Annotated in this window: 14 protein-coding genes; 5 read left to right on the top strand and 9 right to left on the bottom strand. The window is 60.3% G+C overall.

Translation table 11 applies throughout. The features are described 5' to 3' along the window. Window positions 1-3: 3 nt before the first annotated feature. The 4 genes from ACQZ5F_RS05425 to rpiA all read right to left on the bottom strand — a co-directional run bounded on the left by ACQZ5F_RS05425 (window position 4) and on the right by rpiA (window position 4,448). The gene (locus ACQZ5F_RS05425) at window positions 4-1,380 is read right to left on the bottom strand and encodes a class II 3-deoxy-7-phosphoheptulonate synthase (protein WP_225339802.1); all 1,377 of its coding nucleotides are present in this window, start codon (window positions 1,378-1,380) and stop codon (window positions 4-6) included. Between the two features lie 251 nt (window positions 1,381-1,631). Continuing rightward, complete coding sequence (gene gor, locus ACQZ5F_RS05420; protein WP_225339801.1) at window positions 1,632-3,020, bottom strand: glutathione-disulfide reductase; 1,389 nt, start codon at window positions 3,018-3,020, stop codon at window positions 1,632-1,634. A gap of 146 nt (window positions 3,021-3,166) precedes the next feature. Continuing rightward, a complete protein-coding gene (locus tag ACQZ5F_RS05415; protein WP_052818389.1) occupies window positions 3,167-3,736 on the bottom strand; it encodes a DUF2059 domain-containing protein in 570 nt (189 codons plus the stop codon). A 16-nt stretch (window positions 3,737-3,752) separates the two neighbouring features. Next, on the bottom strand, window positions 3,753-4,448 hold the full coding sequence (rpiA, locus tag ACQZ5F_RS05410) for a ribose-5-phosphate isomerase RpiA (RefSeq protein WP_046800064.1): 696 nt from the start codon (window positions 4,446-4,448) through the stop codon (window positions 3,753-3,755). Window positions 4,449-4,638: 190 nt separating this feature from the next. Between rpiA and ACQZ5F_RS05405 the strand changes: the two genes are divergently transcribed. Together ACQZ5F_RS05405 and ACQZ5F_RS05400 are read left to right on the top strand one after the other, a co-directional pair. After that, a complete protein-coding gene (locus ACQZ5F_RS05405) occupies window positions 4,639-5,340 on the top strand; it encodes an HAD family hydrolase (RefSeq protein ID WP_225339800.1) in 702 nt (233 codons plus the stop codon). Between the two features lie 6 nt (window positions 5,341-5,346). Continuing rightward, on the top strand, window positions 5,347-5,922 hold the full coding sequence (locus ACQZ5F_RS05400; RefSeq protein ID WP_225339799.1) for a CHAT domain-containing protein: 576 nt from the start codon (window positions 5,347-5,349) through the stop codon (window positions 5,920-5,922). A gap of 56 nt (window positions 5,923-5,978) precedes the next feature. On the opposite strand, the gene ACQZ5F_RS05395 is transcribed toward ACQZ5F_RS05400, so the two are convergent. Next, complete coding sequence (locus tag ACQZ5F_RS05395; RefSeq protein ID WP_225339999.1) at window positions 5,979-7,829, bottom strand: L,D-transpeptidase family protein; 1,851 nt, start codon at window positions 7,827-7,829, stop codon at window positions 5,979-5,981. Between the two features lie 500 nt (window positions 7,830-8,329). Between ACQZ5F_RS05395 and fumC the strand changes: the two genes are divergently transcribed. After that, complete coding sequence (gene fumC, locus ACQZ5F_RS05390; protein WP_052818386.1) at window positions 8,330-9,721, top strand: class II fumarate hydratase; 1,392 nt, start codon at window positions 8,330-8,332, stop codon at window positions 9,719-9,721. Window positions 9,722-9,985: 264 nt separating this feature from the next. On the opposite strand, the gene ACQZ5F_RS05385 is transcribed toward fumC, so the two are convergent. The 4 genes from ACQZ5F_RS05385 to ACQZ5F_RS05370 form a co-directional block, all read right to left on the bottom strand. Further along, window positions 9,986-11,614 carry a CTP synthase gene (locus ACQZ5F_RS05385; protein WP_046800060.1) on the bottom strand — a complete coding sequence of 543 codons (1,629 nt, stop codon included), beginning with the start codon at window positions 11,612-11,614 and terminating at the stop codon, window positions 9,986-9,988. Between the two features lie 159 nt (window positions 11,615-11,773). Then, entirely contained in the window at window positions 11,774-12,226 is a 453-nt protein-coding gene (secG, locus tag ACQZ5F_RS05380; RefSeq protein ID WP_046800107.1) for a preprotein translocase subunit SecG, read from the bottom strand. Between the two features lie 115 nt (window positions 12,227-12,341). Beyond that, the gene (gene tpiA / locus ACQZ5F_RS05375; protein WP_137084310.1) at window positions 12,342-13,112 is read right to left on the bottom strand and encodes a triose-phosphate isomerase; all 771 of its coding nucleotides are present in this window, start codon (window positions 13,110-13,112) and stop codon (window positions 12,342-12,344) included. A 215-nt stretch (window positions 13,113-13,327) separates the two neighbouring features. After that, window positions 13,328-14,209, bottom strand: a complete 882-nt coding sequence (locus ACQZ5F_RS05370; RefSeq protein WP_225339798.1) for an alpha/beta fold hydrolase — start codon at window positions 14,207-14,209, stop codon at window positions 13,328-13,330. Between the two features lie 208 nt (window positions 14,210-14,417). On the opposite strand from ACQZ5F_RS05370, the gene parE reads away from it, so the two are divergent. Further along, window positions 14,418-16,538 (top strand): DNA topoisomerase IV subunit B, encoded by a 2,121-nt coding sequence (gene parE / locus ACQZ5F_RS05365; RefSeq protein ID WP_225339797.1) that lies wholly within the window; start codon window positions 14,418-14,420, stop codon window positions 16,536-16,538. Between the two features lie 67 nt (window positions 16,539-16,605). Continuing rightward, complete coding sequence (locus tag ACQZ5F_RS05360; protein WP_225339796.1) at window positions 16,606-17,496, top strand: NAD-dependent epimerase/dehydratase family protein; 891 nt, start codon at window positions 16,606-16,608, stop codon at window positions 17,494-17,496. Window positions 17,497-17,498: the final 2 nt, after the last annotated feature.

Raw genomic sequence — 17,498 nt, 5'->3', positions numbered from 1 at the left:
AAATCAAGCCGTAGCAATCGCCAGACGCTTCTCGTCCCGACCGCTCTTCATGCGCTCGGACAACAGGAACGCCAGTTCCAGCGCCTGATCGGCGTTGAGGCGCGGATCGCAATGGGTGTGGTAACGATCCGACAGCGAATCCGCCGTCACGGCACGCGCACCACCCGTGCATTCCGTCACGTCCTTGCCGGTCATCTCGATATGGATGCCGCCCGGATGTGTACCTTCGGCGCGGTGGATCTGGAAGAAGCTTTCGACTTCCGACAGGATGCGCTCGAACGGACGCGTCTTGTAGTGGTTGAGCGTGATCGTGTTGCCATGCATCGGATCGCACGACCAGACGACCTTGCGGCCTTCCTTCTCGACTGCACGAATGAGCTTCGGCAGGCTGTCGGCAACCTTGTCATGGCCAAAGCGGCAAATCAGCGTCAGGCGACCGGCCTCGTTTGCCGGGTTCAGCGCATCGATCAGCTCGATCAGATTGTCAGGCGTCAGCGACGGACCGCATTTCAGGCCGATCGGGTTCTTGATACCGCGGAAATATTCCACATGCGCATGGTCGAGCTGGCGCGTGCGGTCACCGATCCAGATCATGTGGCCGGATGTCGCATACCAGTCGCCGGAGGTGGAATCGATGCGGGTCAGCGCCTCTTCGTAACCGAGCAGCAGAGCCTCATGGCTGGTGAAGAAATCGGTTTCGCGCAGGCTGGGATTGTTCTCCGCGCTGATACCGATCGCCTTCATGAAGTCCATGGTTTCGGAAATCCGGTCGGCCAGCTTGCGGTAACGGTCCGCCTGCGGGCTGTCCTTGATGAAGCCGAGCATCCACTGGTGAACGTTTTCAAGATTGGCATAACCACCCATCGCGAAAGCGCGCAGCAGGTTCAGCGTCGCGGCCGACTGGCGATAGGCGTCGAGCTGGCGCTCCGGGCTCGGTATGCGCGAACCTTCGTTGAATTCGATGCCATTGATGATGTCACCGCGGTAGGACGGCAGCGTCACGCCATCAAGCACTTCCACGTTGGAAGAGCGCGGCTTGGCGAACTGGCCGGCAATACGCCCAACCTTCACGACAGGCAGCTGCGCGCCATAAGTCAGGACAACGGCCATCTGCAGGAAAGCGCGGAAGAAGTCGCGGATATTGTCCGCGCCATGCTCGAGGAAGCTTTCGGCGCAATCGCCGCCCTGCAGCAGGAAGGCGTTACCTTCAGCCACATTGGCAAGCTGTTTCTTCAGACGGCGGGCTTCACCGGCAAAAACCAGCGGCGGATAAGTCGCAAGCGTGGCTTCCGTTGCAGCAAGCGCTGCCGCATTAGGATATTCGGGAACCTGCTGGATCGGTTTCTGCCGCCAACTGCCGGGTGTCCAATTCTGTGCCATGTTCTTACCCTTTTTTCGCCCGCGCGACTGCCGCGCGACCGCCTCGAAAAATTGAGCGGCTTATAGCTCCAAGCATCGGCTTTGCATAGCCAATGTCAGGGCTAACAGGCTCATTCTGCCCCTTTTGGGCACTCCAGATGCACAAAAGTCAATTCAAACGATTTAACCAGCCCGCCGCCATTCAGAAAACATCAGTTTTCGAACGGCGGCGGGCGAATTTGGACAGCGATCATATCACGCTTGTACCAGCGTTACACGCGCTCGCCGTTCACCACGCGGTAGCTCGGCGAATACATCGTCACCAGCTCCTCGGCGGCGGTCGGATGAACCGCCATGGTGCGGTCGAAATCATCCTTGGTGCAGCCGGCTTTCAGCGTGATGCCGAGAAGCTGAGCCATCTCGCCCGCTTCGTGGCCGAGAATATGCACGCCAACAACCTTGCGGTCGGCGGCATTGACGATCAGCTTCATGATCGTCTTTTCCTGACGGCCGGACAGCGTTGCCTTCATCGGCCGGAACTGGGCGCGATAGACTTCCAGCTCCGGATATTTCTTGCCCGCCTCCTCTTCCGAAAGACCGACGGTGCCGATTTCCGGCTGCGAGAACACCGCCGTCGCGATCAGCTCGTGATCCGGCTTGGTCGGGTTGTTCTTGTATTCGGTCTCGATGAAGCACATGGCCTCGTGGATCGCCACCGGCGTCAACTGTACCCGGTCAGTGACGTCGCCCAGCGCAAAGATGTTCGGCACATTCGTGCGCGAATAATCATCAACGATGATCGCGCCCCGCGCATCCAGCTTCACGCCGGCATTTTCCAGACCCAGAACCTTGGTATTCGGATCGCGGCCAAGCGCCAGCATGACTAGGCCGACATGCAGCGAGCTGCCCTGCTTGGTGCGCGCCACGAAACCATCGGCACCATCCTTGCTGACTTCCTCGATGATATCTTCGAGAATGATGCGGATGCCCTTGGCCTCCATCGCCTCATGCAGGCCCTTGCGCATGTCGTGATCGAACCGCGAAAGGATTTCCTTGCCGCGATAGATCAGCGTCGTTTCGACACCGAGCCCGTGGAAGATATTGGCGAATTCAACAGCGATGTAACCGCCGCCGGCAATCAGGATCGATTTCGGCAGTTCTTCCAGATTAAACGCTTCGTTGGACGAGATCGTCAGTTCATGGCCGGGCAACGCCTTGTGCTCGTTCGGCGTGCCGCCGACGGCAATCACGATACGCTCTGCCGTGAAGGTCTCACCGGTTTTTGTGAGCTTCACGGTATGGGCATCGACCAGTTCGGCACGGCTGTCGAAAATATCGGCCTTGGCGTTCTCCAGCCCCTTGCGATACAGCCCCTCGAGACGGGTAATTTCCTTATCCTTCGCGGCGATCAGCTTCTTCCAGTCGAAGCTGCGCTCGCCCACACTCCAGCCGAAACCTTCGGCATCCTCGAAATGTTCGGGGAATTGCGAGGCATAGACGAACAGCTTCTTCGGCACGCAGCCGCGAATGACGCAAGTGCCGCCATAACGATATTCTTCAGCAATCCCCACGCGCTTGCCGAGCGAGGCCGCCACGCGGCCGCTTCTCACGCCGCCCGAGCCGCCACCGATGACGAAAAGATCGTAGTCATAAGCTGTCATAGTCAAAACCCCTGATCAAAACCACGCCATCAGCCTCGAGGCGAACGGTGGCGTCTTCACGGCACATATAGGTGCTGCGACGCACAAATGAAAAGCCCGGTCTTGCGACCGGGCTTTGAATATTTCTGAACTGTCTGTTCATTCAATCAGGGCTTGGGAGCAGCCGGAGCGCCGCCCGTGGCATTCTGATCGGCCGGAAGCGGCTTCAGATCGGCGCCGGCAACCTTCTGCAGTTCCGACATGCTGGACGCGTTGAGATCGCGGTTGATGCCGGCAGCCCAGATATCGGCGGCCTTCATCAATTCGCGCGTGGCGATCGGGCCGTCCTTCAGAAGCTTCTTGCCCGCTTCGCTGCTGTAGAAGGCGGAAATGGCGTTCAGCTCTTCGACGCTGAAGGCGCGCGCATAGGTGAGTGCAGCCTCGCGTTCCAGATCGGCGCGGCGCGGCGCAAGCTCGAGCGCCTTGGCATCGACGGTCTCGGTGATGGCATCCTCGACATTCGGCGAGGCCTGAATAAGTTCGGCCTTCAGACGCTCGGCCAATCCAGGCAGAATGTCGTCAAACCGGTCGGTAACGCCAAGAGAGGCGATTGCCTGCCGTGCGGCAGCAACATGCGCTTCCGAAATTTCCTGAGCGCGTGCGGCAGTACCGAACACAACGCCGGAAATGAGGATCGAAGCAGCGGCAGCTTTGCCCAGTCCCGCTAGTTTGATCATGAAAATCTCGCTCCTGTTATACTGCCTGCATCACGCGGGCGCCTTCAGGACCCGCGATAATGGCAAGCGATGCCAAATTTATGAAAAGTCCGTGCTCGACGACACCGGGAATCGTGTTCAGCTCGCGTGCTAGCGCTTCTGCATCAGGAATACGGCCAAAAGATGCGTCGAGGATAAGGTGTCCGCCATCCGTCATGAAGGCGCCGTCGCCGGACGAACGCATTGTCAGTGCACCCGAAAGACCGGACCGCGCTGCCAGTTTTTCAATGGCGATGCGTGTCGCCACCTGGCCGAACGGGTTGATTTCGATGGGAAGCGGAAAGGCACCCAGCGTCTCGACGACCTTGCTCTGGTCGGCAATGACGATCACGCGGGCAGATGCCGCCGCGACGATCTTTTCGCGCAGAAGAGCACCACCGCCGCCCTTGACGAGACGCAGCCCGTGATCCACCTCGTCAGCGCCGTCGATGGTCAGGTCCAGTTCCGGCAATTCATCGAGGGATTTCAGCGGCACGCCAAGCTCGACGCAGAGACGCGCGGTGCGCTCGGATGTCGGCACGCCCTCGACCTTGAGACCGGCCGCGACCTTCTCGGCCAGAAGCCGGACGAATTCCTCGGCCGTCGAACCCGTGCCGATACCAAGCCTCATCCCGTCTTGCACATGGGACAATGCGGCCTCGGCGGCCTTGATCTTCATCTGGCGGGCATCCATGTGCCTGAAACTCCGGTAGCTTTGTCGTCGCCGTGCTGTTTACACGGGTCGAAAGCCAAACGAAAGCCTTTTTCAAGCCAACGAACAGAACGTTGTGACGCGGTTGCAAAGACAGGCCCGTTTGCCTAGGCTTGGCACGAATGAAAGCACCGACACCTCGACACCCGCATTCTCCAAGAGGCCCGTTCCCGTGACATCCCGCCCGCTCTCTCCGCTCGCCATCTTTGATCTCGACGGCACGCTCGTCGACACCGCCGCCGACCTTGTCTCGAGCCTCAACCACACCATCGCCGCAGCCGGCCTTGCCCCCGTCACCTATGACGATCTGACCCACCTCGTCGGCCAGGGCGCGCGGGTAATGATCAAGCGGGCCTTCGCATTGCGCGAGACGGAACTGCCGGAAGCCGAGATCGACCCGCTGTATGAGCGTTTCATCACCCACTACCGTGCCGAAATGCCCGGTGAAAGCCGCCCCTATCCCGGCATCGTCAACACGCTGGATGCGCTCTCGGAAGCCGGCATCACGCTTGCCGTCTGCACCAACAAGACAGAAATCCTCGCTTTGCCGCTGCTCGAAAAACTGGGGCTGACGCGATATTTCGCGGCCATCACCTGCGGCGACACCTTCGCCTTCCGCAAACCGGATGCCCGCCATATTCTCGGCACCATCGAAAAGGCCGGTGGCGATCCGCAGCGCGCGATCATGGTCGGCGACAGCATCAACGACATTCTCGCCGCCAAAAACGCTGCCGTACCGTCGATCGGTGTCACTTTCGGTTATTCGGATGTGCCGATGGCCGAGCTTGAACCTGACGTCGTGATCGATGATTTTGCAGCACTGACGCCCGATCTGGTGGGCCGGTTGCTGACCGGACGCGACGCGGCGGCGTAAACCGCCGTGGTCGATCACAATTTCCTATTCCCACGCACCGCTGTCAGCATCATCGCCATTGGCGATACCGGCGAAGCCCTGCTTCTGAGAGCAGTGCTGGAAAGCCTTGGCGCGTCGGTCCGGCTGCATCTTCCCGGCACGCCCGAAGATATTCTGGTGTGCCTGAAACAACCCGACAATCCGCCCCCCTATCTCATCATCAGCGGCCATGGCGATGAAAACGGGCTTGTGGTCGGCGAATTTGACCCTGATGTAACCCGGATGGAATTGCTGGACGGCAGCATGCCCGCCGAAGCGTTCCTCGGAACCGTCGATCTGCGCGACACCGTGGTTTTCAGCACGGCCTGCTGCACGGGCTCCGGGGCTTTCGCCAAAGCCTTCATCGAGGGCGGCGCAAAAGCCTATGTGGCGTCAGCCGGTTATCCTGACGGCGCGGCGACACCGCTCTTCGTTCATCTGTTGTTTTATGAGCTGCTCGTCCGCAAATCGCCGCTGGAAGAAGCGTTGAGGCTCGCCAGCCTGCTTGATAGCGATGACGAACTGGCGTTTGAGCTCTTCAAGCCACAAACCCCGGAATCATAACCGGCCGAAACAAAAAAAAGCGCCGTTTCCGGCGCTTTTTCTCTCAATGCGATTTATCAGATCGATGCGGCCCGCGCCTTCGTCGTCACGGCAAAAGCCTTCTGCACATAGCTGTCACGATCATAGACGTCGTCGAAGAACTGCACCTTGCCGTCCTTGTCCGGCCAGGCGGTGAAATAGGCGACATAGACCGGGATTTTCACCGGCACCTGCACGGCGCGGTTCTTGCCGGAAGCGATCTGCTCACCCACCTTGTCGACGCTGGTGCCGAGAACCGCGGCAGCCATGCGGCGTGGATCGACCAGACGGATACAGCCATGGCTCAGCGCCCGCATGTCGCGGTTGAAGAAGCTTTTGGCCGGCGTGTCATGCATGTAGATGGCATGCGCGTTGGGGAACAGGATTTTCAGATCGCCCAGCGCATTGTCGCTGCTCGGCGGCTGGCGCACGGAAACGGCGTTGGTCGAGCCATACCAGTTGACGCTGGTGGAGGAGACCGCACGGCCGCCCACCTGCACTTCGTAACCCAGCCTGTCGAGATAGGACGGGTCGCGGCGCAGCTTCGGCAGCATCTCGTTGACGATGATCGACTGCGGCACGCCCCAATAGGGGTTGAACTCGACGGTCTGGATTTCGTCCTGGAAGAAATAGGTCTGGTTGGCCTTGGAGCCGACGACCACCTTCATGCCGAACTGTTCCACGCCATCATTGTGGTAATAGGCCATGAAAGCGGGCTGGTTGATGAGGACGTAACGCTGGCCGAGATCGGCCGGCAGCCAGCGGATCTGCTCCATGGCCACCTGCACCTTGGCGATCTTCGCCTCGTTGCTTTCGCCGACCATGGCGCGCACGGTCGCGCGACCGATGACGCCATCCGGCTTGAGGCCGTTTTCGCTCTGGAAAGCCTTCACCAGATCGACGAGGTCAGGCGTATAATCCTGCGTCTGCTGGTAGCCCGAAATGATCGCCGCATGTTCGGCCTTGAAGGCGGGCGAAGCGCGATGTTCGATTGCCTTGACCACATTGGCCATGTCGGCGCTGCTATTGCCGGGCTTCAGCACCAGATCGGCTGGAACGCGGACGGTGTGAGCCGCATCGCCCTCACCGCGCAGGCGGGCGAGGTCCGCCTTCAGCGCCTGATATTCGGCACTCGACGGTTCGCGGCTGCGCAGATAGGCGGCGACATCGGGGCTGAGGCCCGCAAGCTTCAGCACTGGCGCAAGGTTTACCGTCTTGCGCTTGAAATCATGGTAACCGGAGAGCCGGTTCGGATCGACGCGGCCACGGGTCGTGTCCTGCACATAGGCCAGAACCTTGGCAGACAGTGCGAGTTCAAACCGCATCTGCGCCCGCTGATAGGCGTCAGAGGTGGATGCCGATGCCGTTTCCACCGGCGTGCCGGTCACAGTCGTGCCCGAACCATTGCCGCTGATGCTGGCGGTCACATCCTTTGCCGGTGCGGAAATGCTGTAATCGGCCGGATCGAGACCGCTTTCGCCAACCGTCTCGAAGAAGGCGATGACGGCGTTGGCACGCTCGGTCAATTCACCGCCGGAAACCCACAGCGTCTTGCCGCCGGCGCCATAATAGGCTTCCAGTGCCTTGGCGATTTCAGGCGTGGCGCTGAACTTCAGATTGGCGAGGTCTTCACCGAAATTGGCCGTGTTCACAGCGCGGGCGGTATCCGCCTTGTAGTCGTAATAACGTGGGCCGGAAACCCGCGGCAGGGGCTCGGGATCGGAAGCATCGGCGCTCGGTCCTGAAACCGACGGCGAGGTGACGATACCGGCCGGCGGCAATTCACCGCGATCGCGCGCAACCTTGCCCGGGCCGCCGCGCAGAAGGTCCATCAGCGTTACCGCACCGGCGCTGCCGGGAAGAGCGACGGAAAGACCGAGAACCAGCATCAGCGCTGCCGATGTTTTTCCAGATGTGACTTGCAATTTGATCCTCGTAGCACCCAGCACCGCCAGGAAAACGGCGGGCATCAGTTTCATGCCTGTCTAGCCGATCAACGGCCCGTTGAAAAGAAACGCCCAAAGTTCACAACCGTGCCGAAATGAACCTTATGATACAGCCAAAGCCATAAAAACGTAATTTCCAGAATTGGCGAGAATGGTTAAATTTCTATTTATTTCATTCACTTTGCCGTGGCTCCCAGCACCGCCCGCATGCCACCGAAAGCCCGGTTTTCCGGTCATTTCGGGACGTAGTAAAAATGACACGCCGGTCCGTTTTTCACCCCGGCCTTGCCCTGGCGTTGAAATCGCTTTAACGCGGCGGGAAATATCTGCCTCTGCCGCATTGCAACGCTTTCATTGCCGACGCGATGATTCTATATATCGGCCGCGCAAGACGGGCGAAGGCGCCGTTTTGGCGGAGGAACACGAGTAAAAAGGCAAGATTGATGACAGCCACACGGACGGAAACCGATACATTTGGACCCATTGAAGTTCAGGCCGATCGCTACTGGGGCGCGCAGGCGCAGCGCTCGCTCGGCAACTTCAAGATCGGCTGGGAAAAACAGCCCGCCTCTGTCGTTCGTGCGCTGGGCATCGTCAAGCAGGCTGCCGCCCGCGCCAACATGGCGTTGGCCGGTCTTGACCCCAAGGTCGGCGACGCCATCATCGCCGCCGCGCAGGAAGTCATCGACGGCAAGCTGACCGAGCATTTCCCGCTCGTCGTCTGGCAGACCGGCTCCGGCACCCAGTCCAACATGAATGCCAATGAGGTGATTTCCAACCGCGCGATCGAGATGCTCGGCGGCGAAATGGGCACCAAGAAGCCGGTTCACCCCAATGACCACGTCAATATGAGCCAGTCCTCGAACGACACCTACCCGACGGCGATGCACATCGCCTGCGTGGAAGAGATCGTTCATCACCTGCTGCCGGCCCTCAAGCACCTGCACAAGGCGCTGGAAGCCAAGGTCAAGCAGTTCGAAAAGATCATCAAGATCGGCCGCACCCATACGCAGGATGCCACGCCGCTGACACTCGGCCAGGAATTCTCCGGTTATGCCGCGCAGGTCGCCTCGGCCATCGCCAATATCGAACTCACCCTGCCCGCACTCTCCAAGCTCGCCCAGGGCGGCACGGCTGTTGGCACGGGCCTCAACGCCCCCATCGGTTTCGCCGAAAAGGTTGCTGACGAGATTTCCAAGATCACCGGCCTGCCGTTCGTGACTGCGCCGAACAAGTTCGAGGCGCTCGCCTCGCACGATTCCATGGTCTTCTCGCATGGTGCGATCAATGCGGCGGCGGCGGCGCTCTTCAAGATCGCCAACGACATCCGCTTCCTCGGCTCCGGCCCGCGCGCCGGCCTCGGCGAATTGTCGCTGCCGGAAAACGAACCTGGCTCGTCGATCATGCCGGGCAAGGTCAACCCCACCCAGTCGGAAGCGCTGACACAGGTCTGCGCCCACATCTTCGGCAACAATGCAGCGCTCTCGTTTGCTGGCTCGCAGGGCCACTTCGAGCTCAACGTCTATAACCCGATGATGGCCTACAACTTCCTGCAGTCAGTCCAGCTTCTGGGCGACGCGGCCGTCTCCTTCACCGACAATTGCGTCGTCGGCATCGAGGCCCGCGAAGACAACATCAAAAAGGGTGTCGAAAACTCGCTGATGCTGGTGACAGCGCTGAACAGCAAGCTCGGCTACGACATCTGCGCCAAGATCGCCAAGACCGCGCACAAGAACGGCACGACGCTGCGCGAAGAAGCCGTCGGCGGCGGATACCTCACCAACGAGGAATTCGACCAGTATGTGCGCCCGGAAAACATGATTGGGCCGAAATAAGCCTGTCGGTTTTTTTGCTGAGATCGGAACGGGCCTTCGGGCCCGTTTTCTGTTTGACCCTAAATAACCGCGAGACGCAGGTATCGGCGCTACAACAAACCTCACCTCAAACGCGGCGTCATCCTCGGTCTTGTACCGAGGATCTGCCTACGTATCGCCAATCGCAACGTAGCAGATGCTCGGGACAGGCCCGAGCATGACGACGGAGAGCGCATCAACAAAAAAGGGCCGCAAAAGCGGCCCTCTTCATAATCATTCAAACCGTCAAACCAGCCGGCTCTGCTCCACCGCCGCTTCGACGAAGCTGGCGAAAAGCGGATGCGGGTCGAGCGGGCGGCTCTTCAGTTCCGGGTGGTACTGAACGCCGATGAACCACGGGTGATCAGGATATTCCACCGTTTCCGGCAGGACACCATCCGGAGACATGCCCGAGAAGACCAGGCCGCATTCTTCCAGTCGGTCCTTGTAGTCCACATTCACCTCGTAGCGGTGACGGTGGCGCTCGGAAATATCCGTGGTGCCGTAGATTTCGGCGATCTTGGTGTCTTTCTTCAGCGCCGCCTTGTAGGCGCCAAGACGCATCGTGCCGCCGAGATCGCCCTTGGAGGAGCGCTTCTCCAGCTCGTTGCCCTTGACCCATTCGGTCATCAGGCCGACGACCGGCTCGGGGGTCGGGCCGAATTCGGTGGAGGAGGCACTTTCGATGCCGGCGAGATGACGGGCCGCTTCCACGACCGCCATCTGCATGCCGAAGCAGATGCCGAAATAGGGCACGTTGCGCTCACGCGCAAACTGCGCCGCCATGATCTTGCCTTCGGAACCACGCTCGCCGAAGCCGCCCGGCACCAGAATGCCGTTGACCTTCTCGAGATAGGGTGTGGGATCTTCCTTTTCGAAGACCTCGGACTCGATCCATTCCAGCTTGACCTTGACGCGGTTGGCGAAACCGCCGTGATGCAACGCCTCGATCAGCGACTTATAGGCATCCTTGAGACCGGTATATTTGCCGACGATCGCAATCGTCACTTCGCCTTCCGGCGTGCGGATGCGGTTGCAAACCTCTTCCCACTGCTCCAGGCGCGGCTTCGGCGCCGGTTCGATGCCGAAAGCGGCCAGCACTTCCGAATCGAGGCCTTCCTTGTGGTAGGCAATCGGAACGTCATAGATATTCGCCACATCCAGCGCCTGGATGACGGCGGAAGGACGCACGTTGCAGAACAGTGAAAGCTTGCGACGTTCCGCTTCCGGGATTTCCCGGTCGGCGCGCACCAGAAGGATGTCGGGGTGAATACCGAGCGCCTGCAGTTCCTTCACGGAATGCTGGGTCGGCTTGGTCTTCAGCTCGCCAGCAGCCGGAATATAAGGCATCAGCGTCAGGTGAAGATAGATCGCCGTGCCGCGCGGCAGATCGTTGCCGAGCTGGCGGATCGCTTCCATGAATGGCATCGCCTCGATGTCACCCACCGTGCCGCCGATCTCGCAGATGACGAAGTCGTAATCGTCATTGCCTTCGATCACGAAATCCTTGATCTCGTTGGTGACATGCGGAATGACCTGAACGGTTGCGCCGAGATAATCGCCGCGCCGTTCCTTGTCGATGATGTTCTTGTAGATGCGACCGGTGGTGATGTTGTCGGTCTTGGTGGCCGAACGCCCCGTGAAGCGCTCGTAGTGGCCAAGGTCGAGGTCCGTCTCGGCACCGTCGTCAGTCACGAACACTTCTCCGTGCTGTGTCGGGCTCATGGTGCCGGGATCGACGTTCAGATAGGGGTCGAGTTTACGAAGCCGCACCCGATAACCACGGGATTGCAACAAAGCTCCGAGTGCTGCCGCGGCGATGCCCTTGCCTAGAGAGGAGACCACGCCGCCTGTGATGAATACATATCGCGCCATGGGATTCACCGGATACCTTTTTACCTCTGATTCCGCCAGCCCAAATTTCATGCTGTTACAAATTCGCTGTTGACGAATGTGTAATTCAACTGGCCGGAATACGAACAAAAGAAAACCGGCAGGCTTTTGGCCTGCCGGAGCGTTAAATCAGAACCGGGCTTATTGACCGGTCGGAACTGCGTTCGGATCGGCGGGCTGCGCCGGTGCCGGAGCGGCCGTGCCGGAAGCGGCAGGAGCCGTCTGTGCGGGCGCGGCTGCACCACTATTGGTCGGAACGCCATTTCCAGCCGGAGCCGGCGTTGCGGGCGTCGCTGCCGGGCCGAGCGTGTCGAGAATGCCGTTACCCTGGCCTTGCGTGGCCGGAATACGGTTCAGAATATCGGTTGGACGCGATTCGTAACGGGTCATAAGACCAAGGCCGAGCGACGTCAGGAAGAACAGCGCGGCGAGGATCCCCGTTGTGCGGGTCAACGCATTGGCCGTTCCGCGCGCGGACATGAAGCCCGAACCGCCGCCGATACCGAGGCCGCCGCCTTCGGAACGCTGGATCAGGACCACGCCGACAAGCGCCAGCACGATCATGAGGTGAATAACAATCAAAACGGTCTGCATGACAATCCATTCCATGCCCCGCGCGGAGCACTACAAAGAAGGTTTCGCGGCTCTTTACATGAGGCGAAGGTTTATTCCAAGCCCCTTTCCAACCCCTGTGACAGGAAAGCTGGTCTCAGGCCGTCAGTTGCTCATATGCCGCATAGATGGAAAGGAAGTCCGAGGCTTTCAAGCTGGCACCGCCGATCAGCGCACCATCCACGTTCTCGACGCCCATCAGTTCCAGCGCATTGGCGGGCTTCACCGAACCGCCATAGAGAATGCGCATGGTCTTGCCGGCATCACCGAACCGCTTGACCAGCTCATCGCGCATGAAGGCATGAGCCTCGCGCACGTCCTGCGTGGTGGGGGTGAGACCGGTACCGATCGCCCAGACAGGCTCATAGGCGATGACGGTATTTTCAGCCGTTGCCTCATCCGGCAGCGAGCCGGCCAGCTGGCGCTTGAGAATATCGAGCGTCTGGCCAGCCTTGCGCTCATCCGCCGTCTCGCCGATGCAGACGATTGCGATAAGATCGGCCTGGTGGGCCGCAACGGCCTTGGCGCGCACCAGATGATCCGTCTCGGCGTGATCGGTGCGGCGCTCGGAATGGCCGACGATGACATGGGTACCGAAGCAGTCAGCGATCATCTCGGCGGAAATATCGCCCGTATGTGCGCCGGATGCATTCTGGTGGCAATCCTGCGCGCCGATCAGCAGCGGGCTGTCATCGCACAGCGCCGTCGCGACATAAAGCAGCGTGGAGGGCGGGCAGATCAGCGCATCCACCTTCTCCGACAGCGCGCCCTTGACGCCCTCTGCCATGGCCTTGATCTGATCGAGCGAGGCACGCGTGCCGTTCATCTTCCAGTTTCCGGCAACAAGCGGTCGAACATTCGGCGTCATGCGTATCCATTCCCTTTGTCTCGGGGTTGCCGCCATTAACGGCGCCCCTTCCCTCAGCCATCTCACGGCCCATAATCGCGACAGAAACACTGCCGGAAATCCCGGAATATTCCTTTAAACGGCCCCGGCAATAAATGGTACAAAAAAGCGGCCCGAAGGTTCAAAACGACGGCCAATTTCTAAAAATTTGCCGCCGCTGACCCAAAACAGAGGCCTTAGCGGCTTAAAATCCAGTTCAAAACCGCCCGCCAGTCGGTCATGCGCACCGGCGTTCCGTGGCTGCCGGTCTCGAACCGCGTAAACCGCGCCGGCTCCCCGGCCTTCAGCAATGCACGGAAAATCGTCGCCTGCTGATCCGCCGAATAGACCTTGTCAGCGCTGCCATGGGTGAACCAGACTGGCTTCTTCGCCCTGGCAAAGGCGCTTTTCGGAAAATCGGGATCGACCGCGCCGCCGAGGATCGCCATGCCCTTGAGATTGGCGACGGCAACCTTGTCCCGGCTGATGCCATAACAGATGAAACTGCCCATCGAGGCGCAGGTGAGCACGACAGGTTTCCCACCCGACTTTTTGGCCGCATCGGCAATCAGCGCCGCGACATCGGCAACGCCGTTTTCATCGAAGGAGCGCACGCTCGGCACATAATAGGTGCCGCCATTGGCAACTGCGAGGTTTTTCAGCCGGTTGAAATTGCCGCCGAACGTATAGTCGTTCATGCCGAGCCGCCGGTCGCCGCCGCGACCGTGAATGAAGATGACCGTGAAGGCCTGCCCGCTTGCCGGCCCGACGCGGCCGACCTCAAGCGCCCTGCCCTCAACGGAAACACTTTCCAGCGCCTGCGCCTTCTTTGGCGCCATATCCATATACTGCCGCTTAACCCGCCGCTCCGGCACCTCATCGCGGCCGTTAATGTCGCGCATTTCCTGATAATCGATGACTTCCGACGCGCCGCCATCGGCGGTGGAAAGCACCGTCTGGCTGGAAAACAGCTCGTCCTTGAAGGGGCGCAGCGGCCCATCGGCAGCGGAAGCAGCGCCCGGCATCACCGCAACAGTCAGGCAGAAAAGAGTACAAAACGTGAAATGAGCTGTGGACATGACTTGGTTAACCGTTCATTCGTGGCTGCGAGACTTGCCATCACAAAGGCGGCGGCGCAATCCTCCTGTTGCGAAACCCTGACATGGGTCTTGGCGTATGGCGCGCCGCGTTCGGCCACATGGCTTACACGTTTGGCGCTATAATCGCCCCATATACAAAATGATTCGCTTGGCGAAATTCTGACGACACTATTTTTGAACCTTGGACATGATGGACGACAGCAACGATCTCTTCTCCGGTCTTCCGGCGGCACAAAACAGCGAAACGGCAACGAACGAGGACGCGGGTAAACCCGTGAAGGTCCCGGCGACCGCAGCCGCGAATGTGAACGTGCAGCCGAAACCCGCAGCCGTTGCGGCCGTCGCATCTTCCGCACCGCCGGCACCCGTGTCTCCTGCCGGTGACGATTACGGCGCCTCGTCGATCCGCGTGCTCGAAGGGCTGGAGCCGGTGCGTATGCGTCCCGGCATGTATATTGGCGGCACCGATGAAAAGGCGCTGCATCACCTGTTTGCCGAAGTCATCGACAACTCGATGGACGAGGCCGTCGCCGGCCATGCCAATTTCATCGAGGTTCATCTCGATGCCGAAGGTTTTCTGACGGTCACCGACAACGGCCGCGGTATTCCCGTGGAGAACCACCCGCAGGTTCCCGGAAAATCCACGCTCGAAGTCATCATGACCAAGCTGCATGCCGGCGGCAAGTTCGACGGCAAGGCCTATGAGACGTCAGGCGGCCTGCACGGCGTCGGCGTATCCGTGGTCAATGCGCTTTCCGATCTTCTCGAAGTGGAAGTGGCGCGTAACCGCAAGCTTTATCGCCAGCGCTTTTCGCGCGGCGCGCCGATTGGCGGGCTTGAGGAACTGGGCGATGTGCACAACCGCCGCGGCACGCGCGTGCGTTTCCATCCTGATCCGCAAATCTTCGGCGATCACGCAAAATTCGAACCGGCCCGCATCTTCCGCATGGCCCGCTCCAAGGCGTATCTCTTCGGCGGCGTTGAAATCCGCTGGAGCTGCGATCCCGGCATGGTGCCGGCCGGTGGTGAAATCCCTGAAAAAGCCGTGTTCCATTTTCCGGGCGGTCTCAAGGATTACCTCGCTGCTACGCTCGGCAAGGAATTCACCGTCACCCGCGAGATTTTCTCCGGCCGCACCGAAAAGACCGGCGGCCATGGTGCGCTGGAATGGGCGGTGACCTGGTATGGCGGCGACACCCAGATCCATTCCTATTGCAACACCATTCCGACACCCGAAGGCGGCACGCATGAGGCCGGTTTCCGCATTGCCCTCACCAAGGGCCTGAAGAACTATGCCGAGCTGACGCAAAACAAGCGCGCCAAGGAAATCACCACCGATGACGTGATGATCTCGGCAGCCGGCATGCTCTCGGTCTTCATCCGCGAACCGGAATTCGTCGGCCAGACCAAGGACAAGCTGGCAACCGTCGAAGCCCAGCGCATCGTTGAAAATGCGCTGCGCGATCCCTTCGACCATTATCTCGCCGGCAATCCCGGCGAAGCGGACAAGCTGCTCGACTGGGTGATCGAGCGCGCAGAGGAACGCCTGCGCCGCCGCAAGGAAAAGGAAGTCAACCGCAAGACCGCCGTGCGCAAGCTGCGCCTGCCCGGCAAGCTGGCGGATTGTTCCCAGAACACGGCCGAAAATGCGGAACTTTTCATCGTCGAGGGTGACTCGGCGGGTGGCTCGGCCAAGCAGGCGCGCAACCGCGCCAACCAGGCCATCCTGCCGCTGCGCGGTAAAATCCTCAACGTCGGCAGTGCCAGCCGCGAAAAGCTCTCCGCCAACCAGCAGATCGCCGATCTCATTCAGGCGCTCGGCTGCGGTACCCGCACCAAATATCGCGAAGAGGATTTGCGGTATGAGCGCATCATCATCATGACCGATGCCGATGTCGACGGCGCCCATATTGCCTCGCTGCTCATCACCTTCTTTTACCAGGAAATGCCGGAACTCATTCGCGGCAATCATCTCTATCTGGCCGTGCCGCCGCTTTATGTCATCCGTCAGGGTGCCAAGAGCGCCTATGCCCGCGACGACGCCCATCGCGCCGAGCTGATGGAAACCGTCTTCAAGGGCAAGAAGGTCGAAATCGGCCGCTTCAAAGGCCTTGGCGAAATGATGGCGCAGCAGCTGAAGGAAACCACCATGGATCCCGAAAAGCGCACCCTGCTGCGCGTCGAGATCGACGACGTGGATTTCGAAGGCACCCGCGAGGCCGTCGACAATCTGATGGGCACCAAGGCCGATGCCCGCTTCCGTTTCATTCAGGAACGGGCGGCCTTTGCGGATAATCTGGATATCTGATTATCCAGACGGTCCCTTGAAAGGCAGCGCCCCGCGCTGCCTTTTGCGTTGATGCGGAGGAAACATCATGCGGATAGTGCTGACGGGCAGTTCCGGTCGGGTCGGCCGCGCGATTTTCAGTGCGCTGGCCGGCAGGCACGATGTCACCGGCATGGATCGCTCACCCTTCTCCACCACCCATATCGTCGGCGATTTCGCGAACGAAGCGCACCTGCGCTCCGCTTTCGAACGGGCGGATGCGGTGATCCATACGGCGGCGCTCCACGCTCCGCATGTCGGCATGGTTCCGGATTCTGAATTTCAGCGTATCAATGTCGATGGAACCCGCATGGTCGCGGAAGCGGCAATGGCGGCAGGCGTGGAGCGGCTGGTCTTCACCAGCACCACGGCGCTCTACGGACACGCGGTTTCGGCAGGGTCCTGCACCTTTATCGATGAAGAGACGCCGCCTCTGCCGAAAAGCATCTATCACCGCACGAAGCTCGAAGCCGAGCATCTGCTCAAGGAAATGGCCAGTCCGCGTCTCGCCGTGCGCGTGCTGCGCATGTCCAGAAGTTTCCCGGAACCCGCTGACGTGATGGCCGCCTATCGGCTGCATCGCGGCGTCGACATCCGTGATGTCGCAGATGCTCATGCGCTGGCACTCGGCAACGCGGGAGAAAATTTCCAGCGCTATATCATATCGGCAGCCACCCCGTTCACCGCTGATGACTGCGACGCCCTCGCCAGGGATGCGCCCTCCGTTCTCCGGCAGCGGAGCCCGGCCCTCGCAGACGCGTTCGCACAACAGGGATGGGCGCTGCCGATGACCATCGATCGGATCTATTCACCCGCCCGCGCCGCAAAGGGGCTTGGCTGGACATCCCGGTTCGGCTTCGAGGAAGTATTGGCTGAGCTTGCCCGGCGCAGCCTGGAAGTCCTGCCTGTAGGCGCCAGCATCAGCAGAAAATCCGAGTAAGC

This window comes from Agrobacterium sp. 22-210-1 (assembly GCF_053522525.1).
The sequence above is the reverse complement of the archived record's forward strand: the minus strand, read 5'-3'. Positions and strand labels throughout refer to the sequence as shown.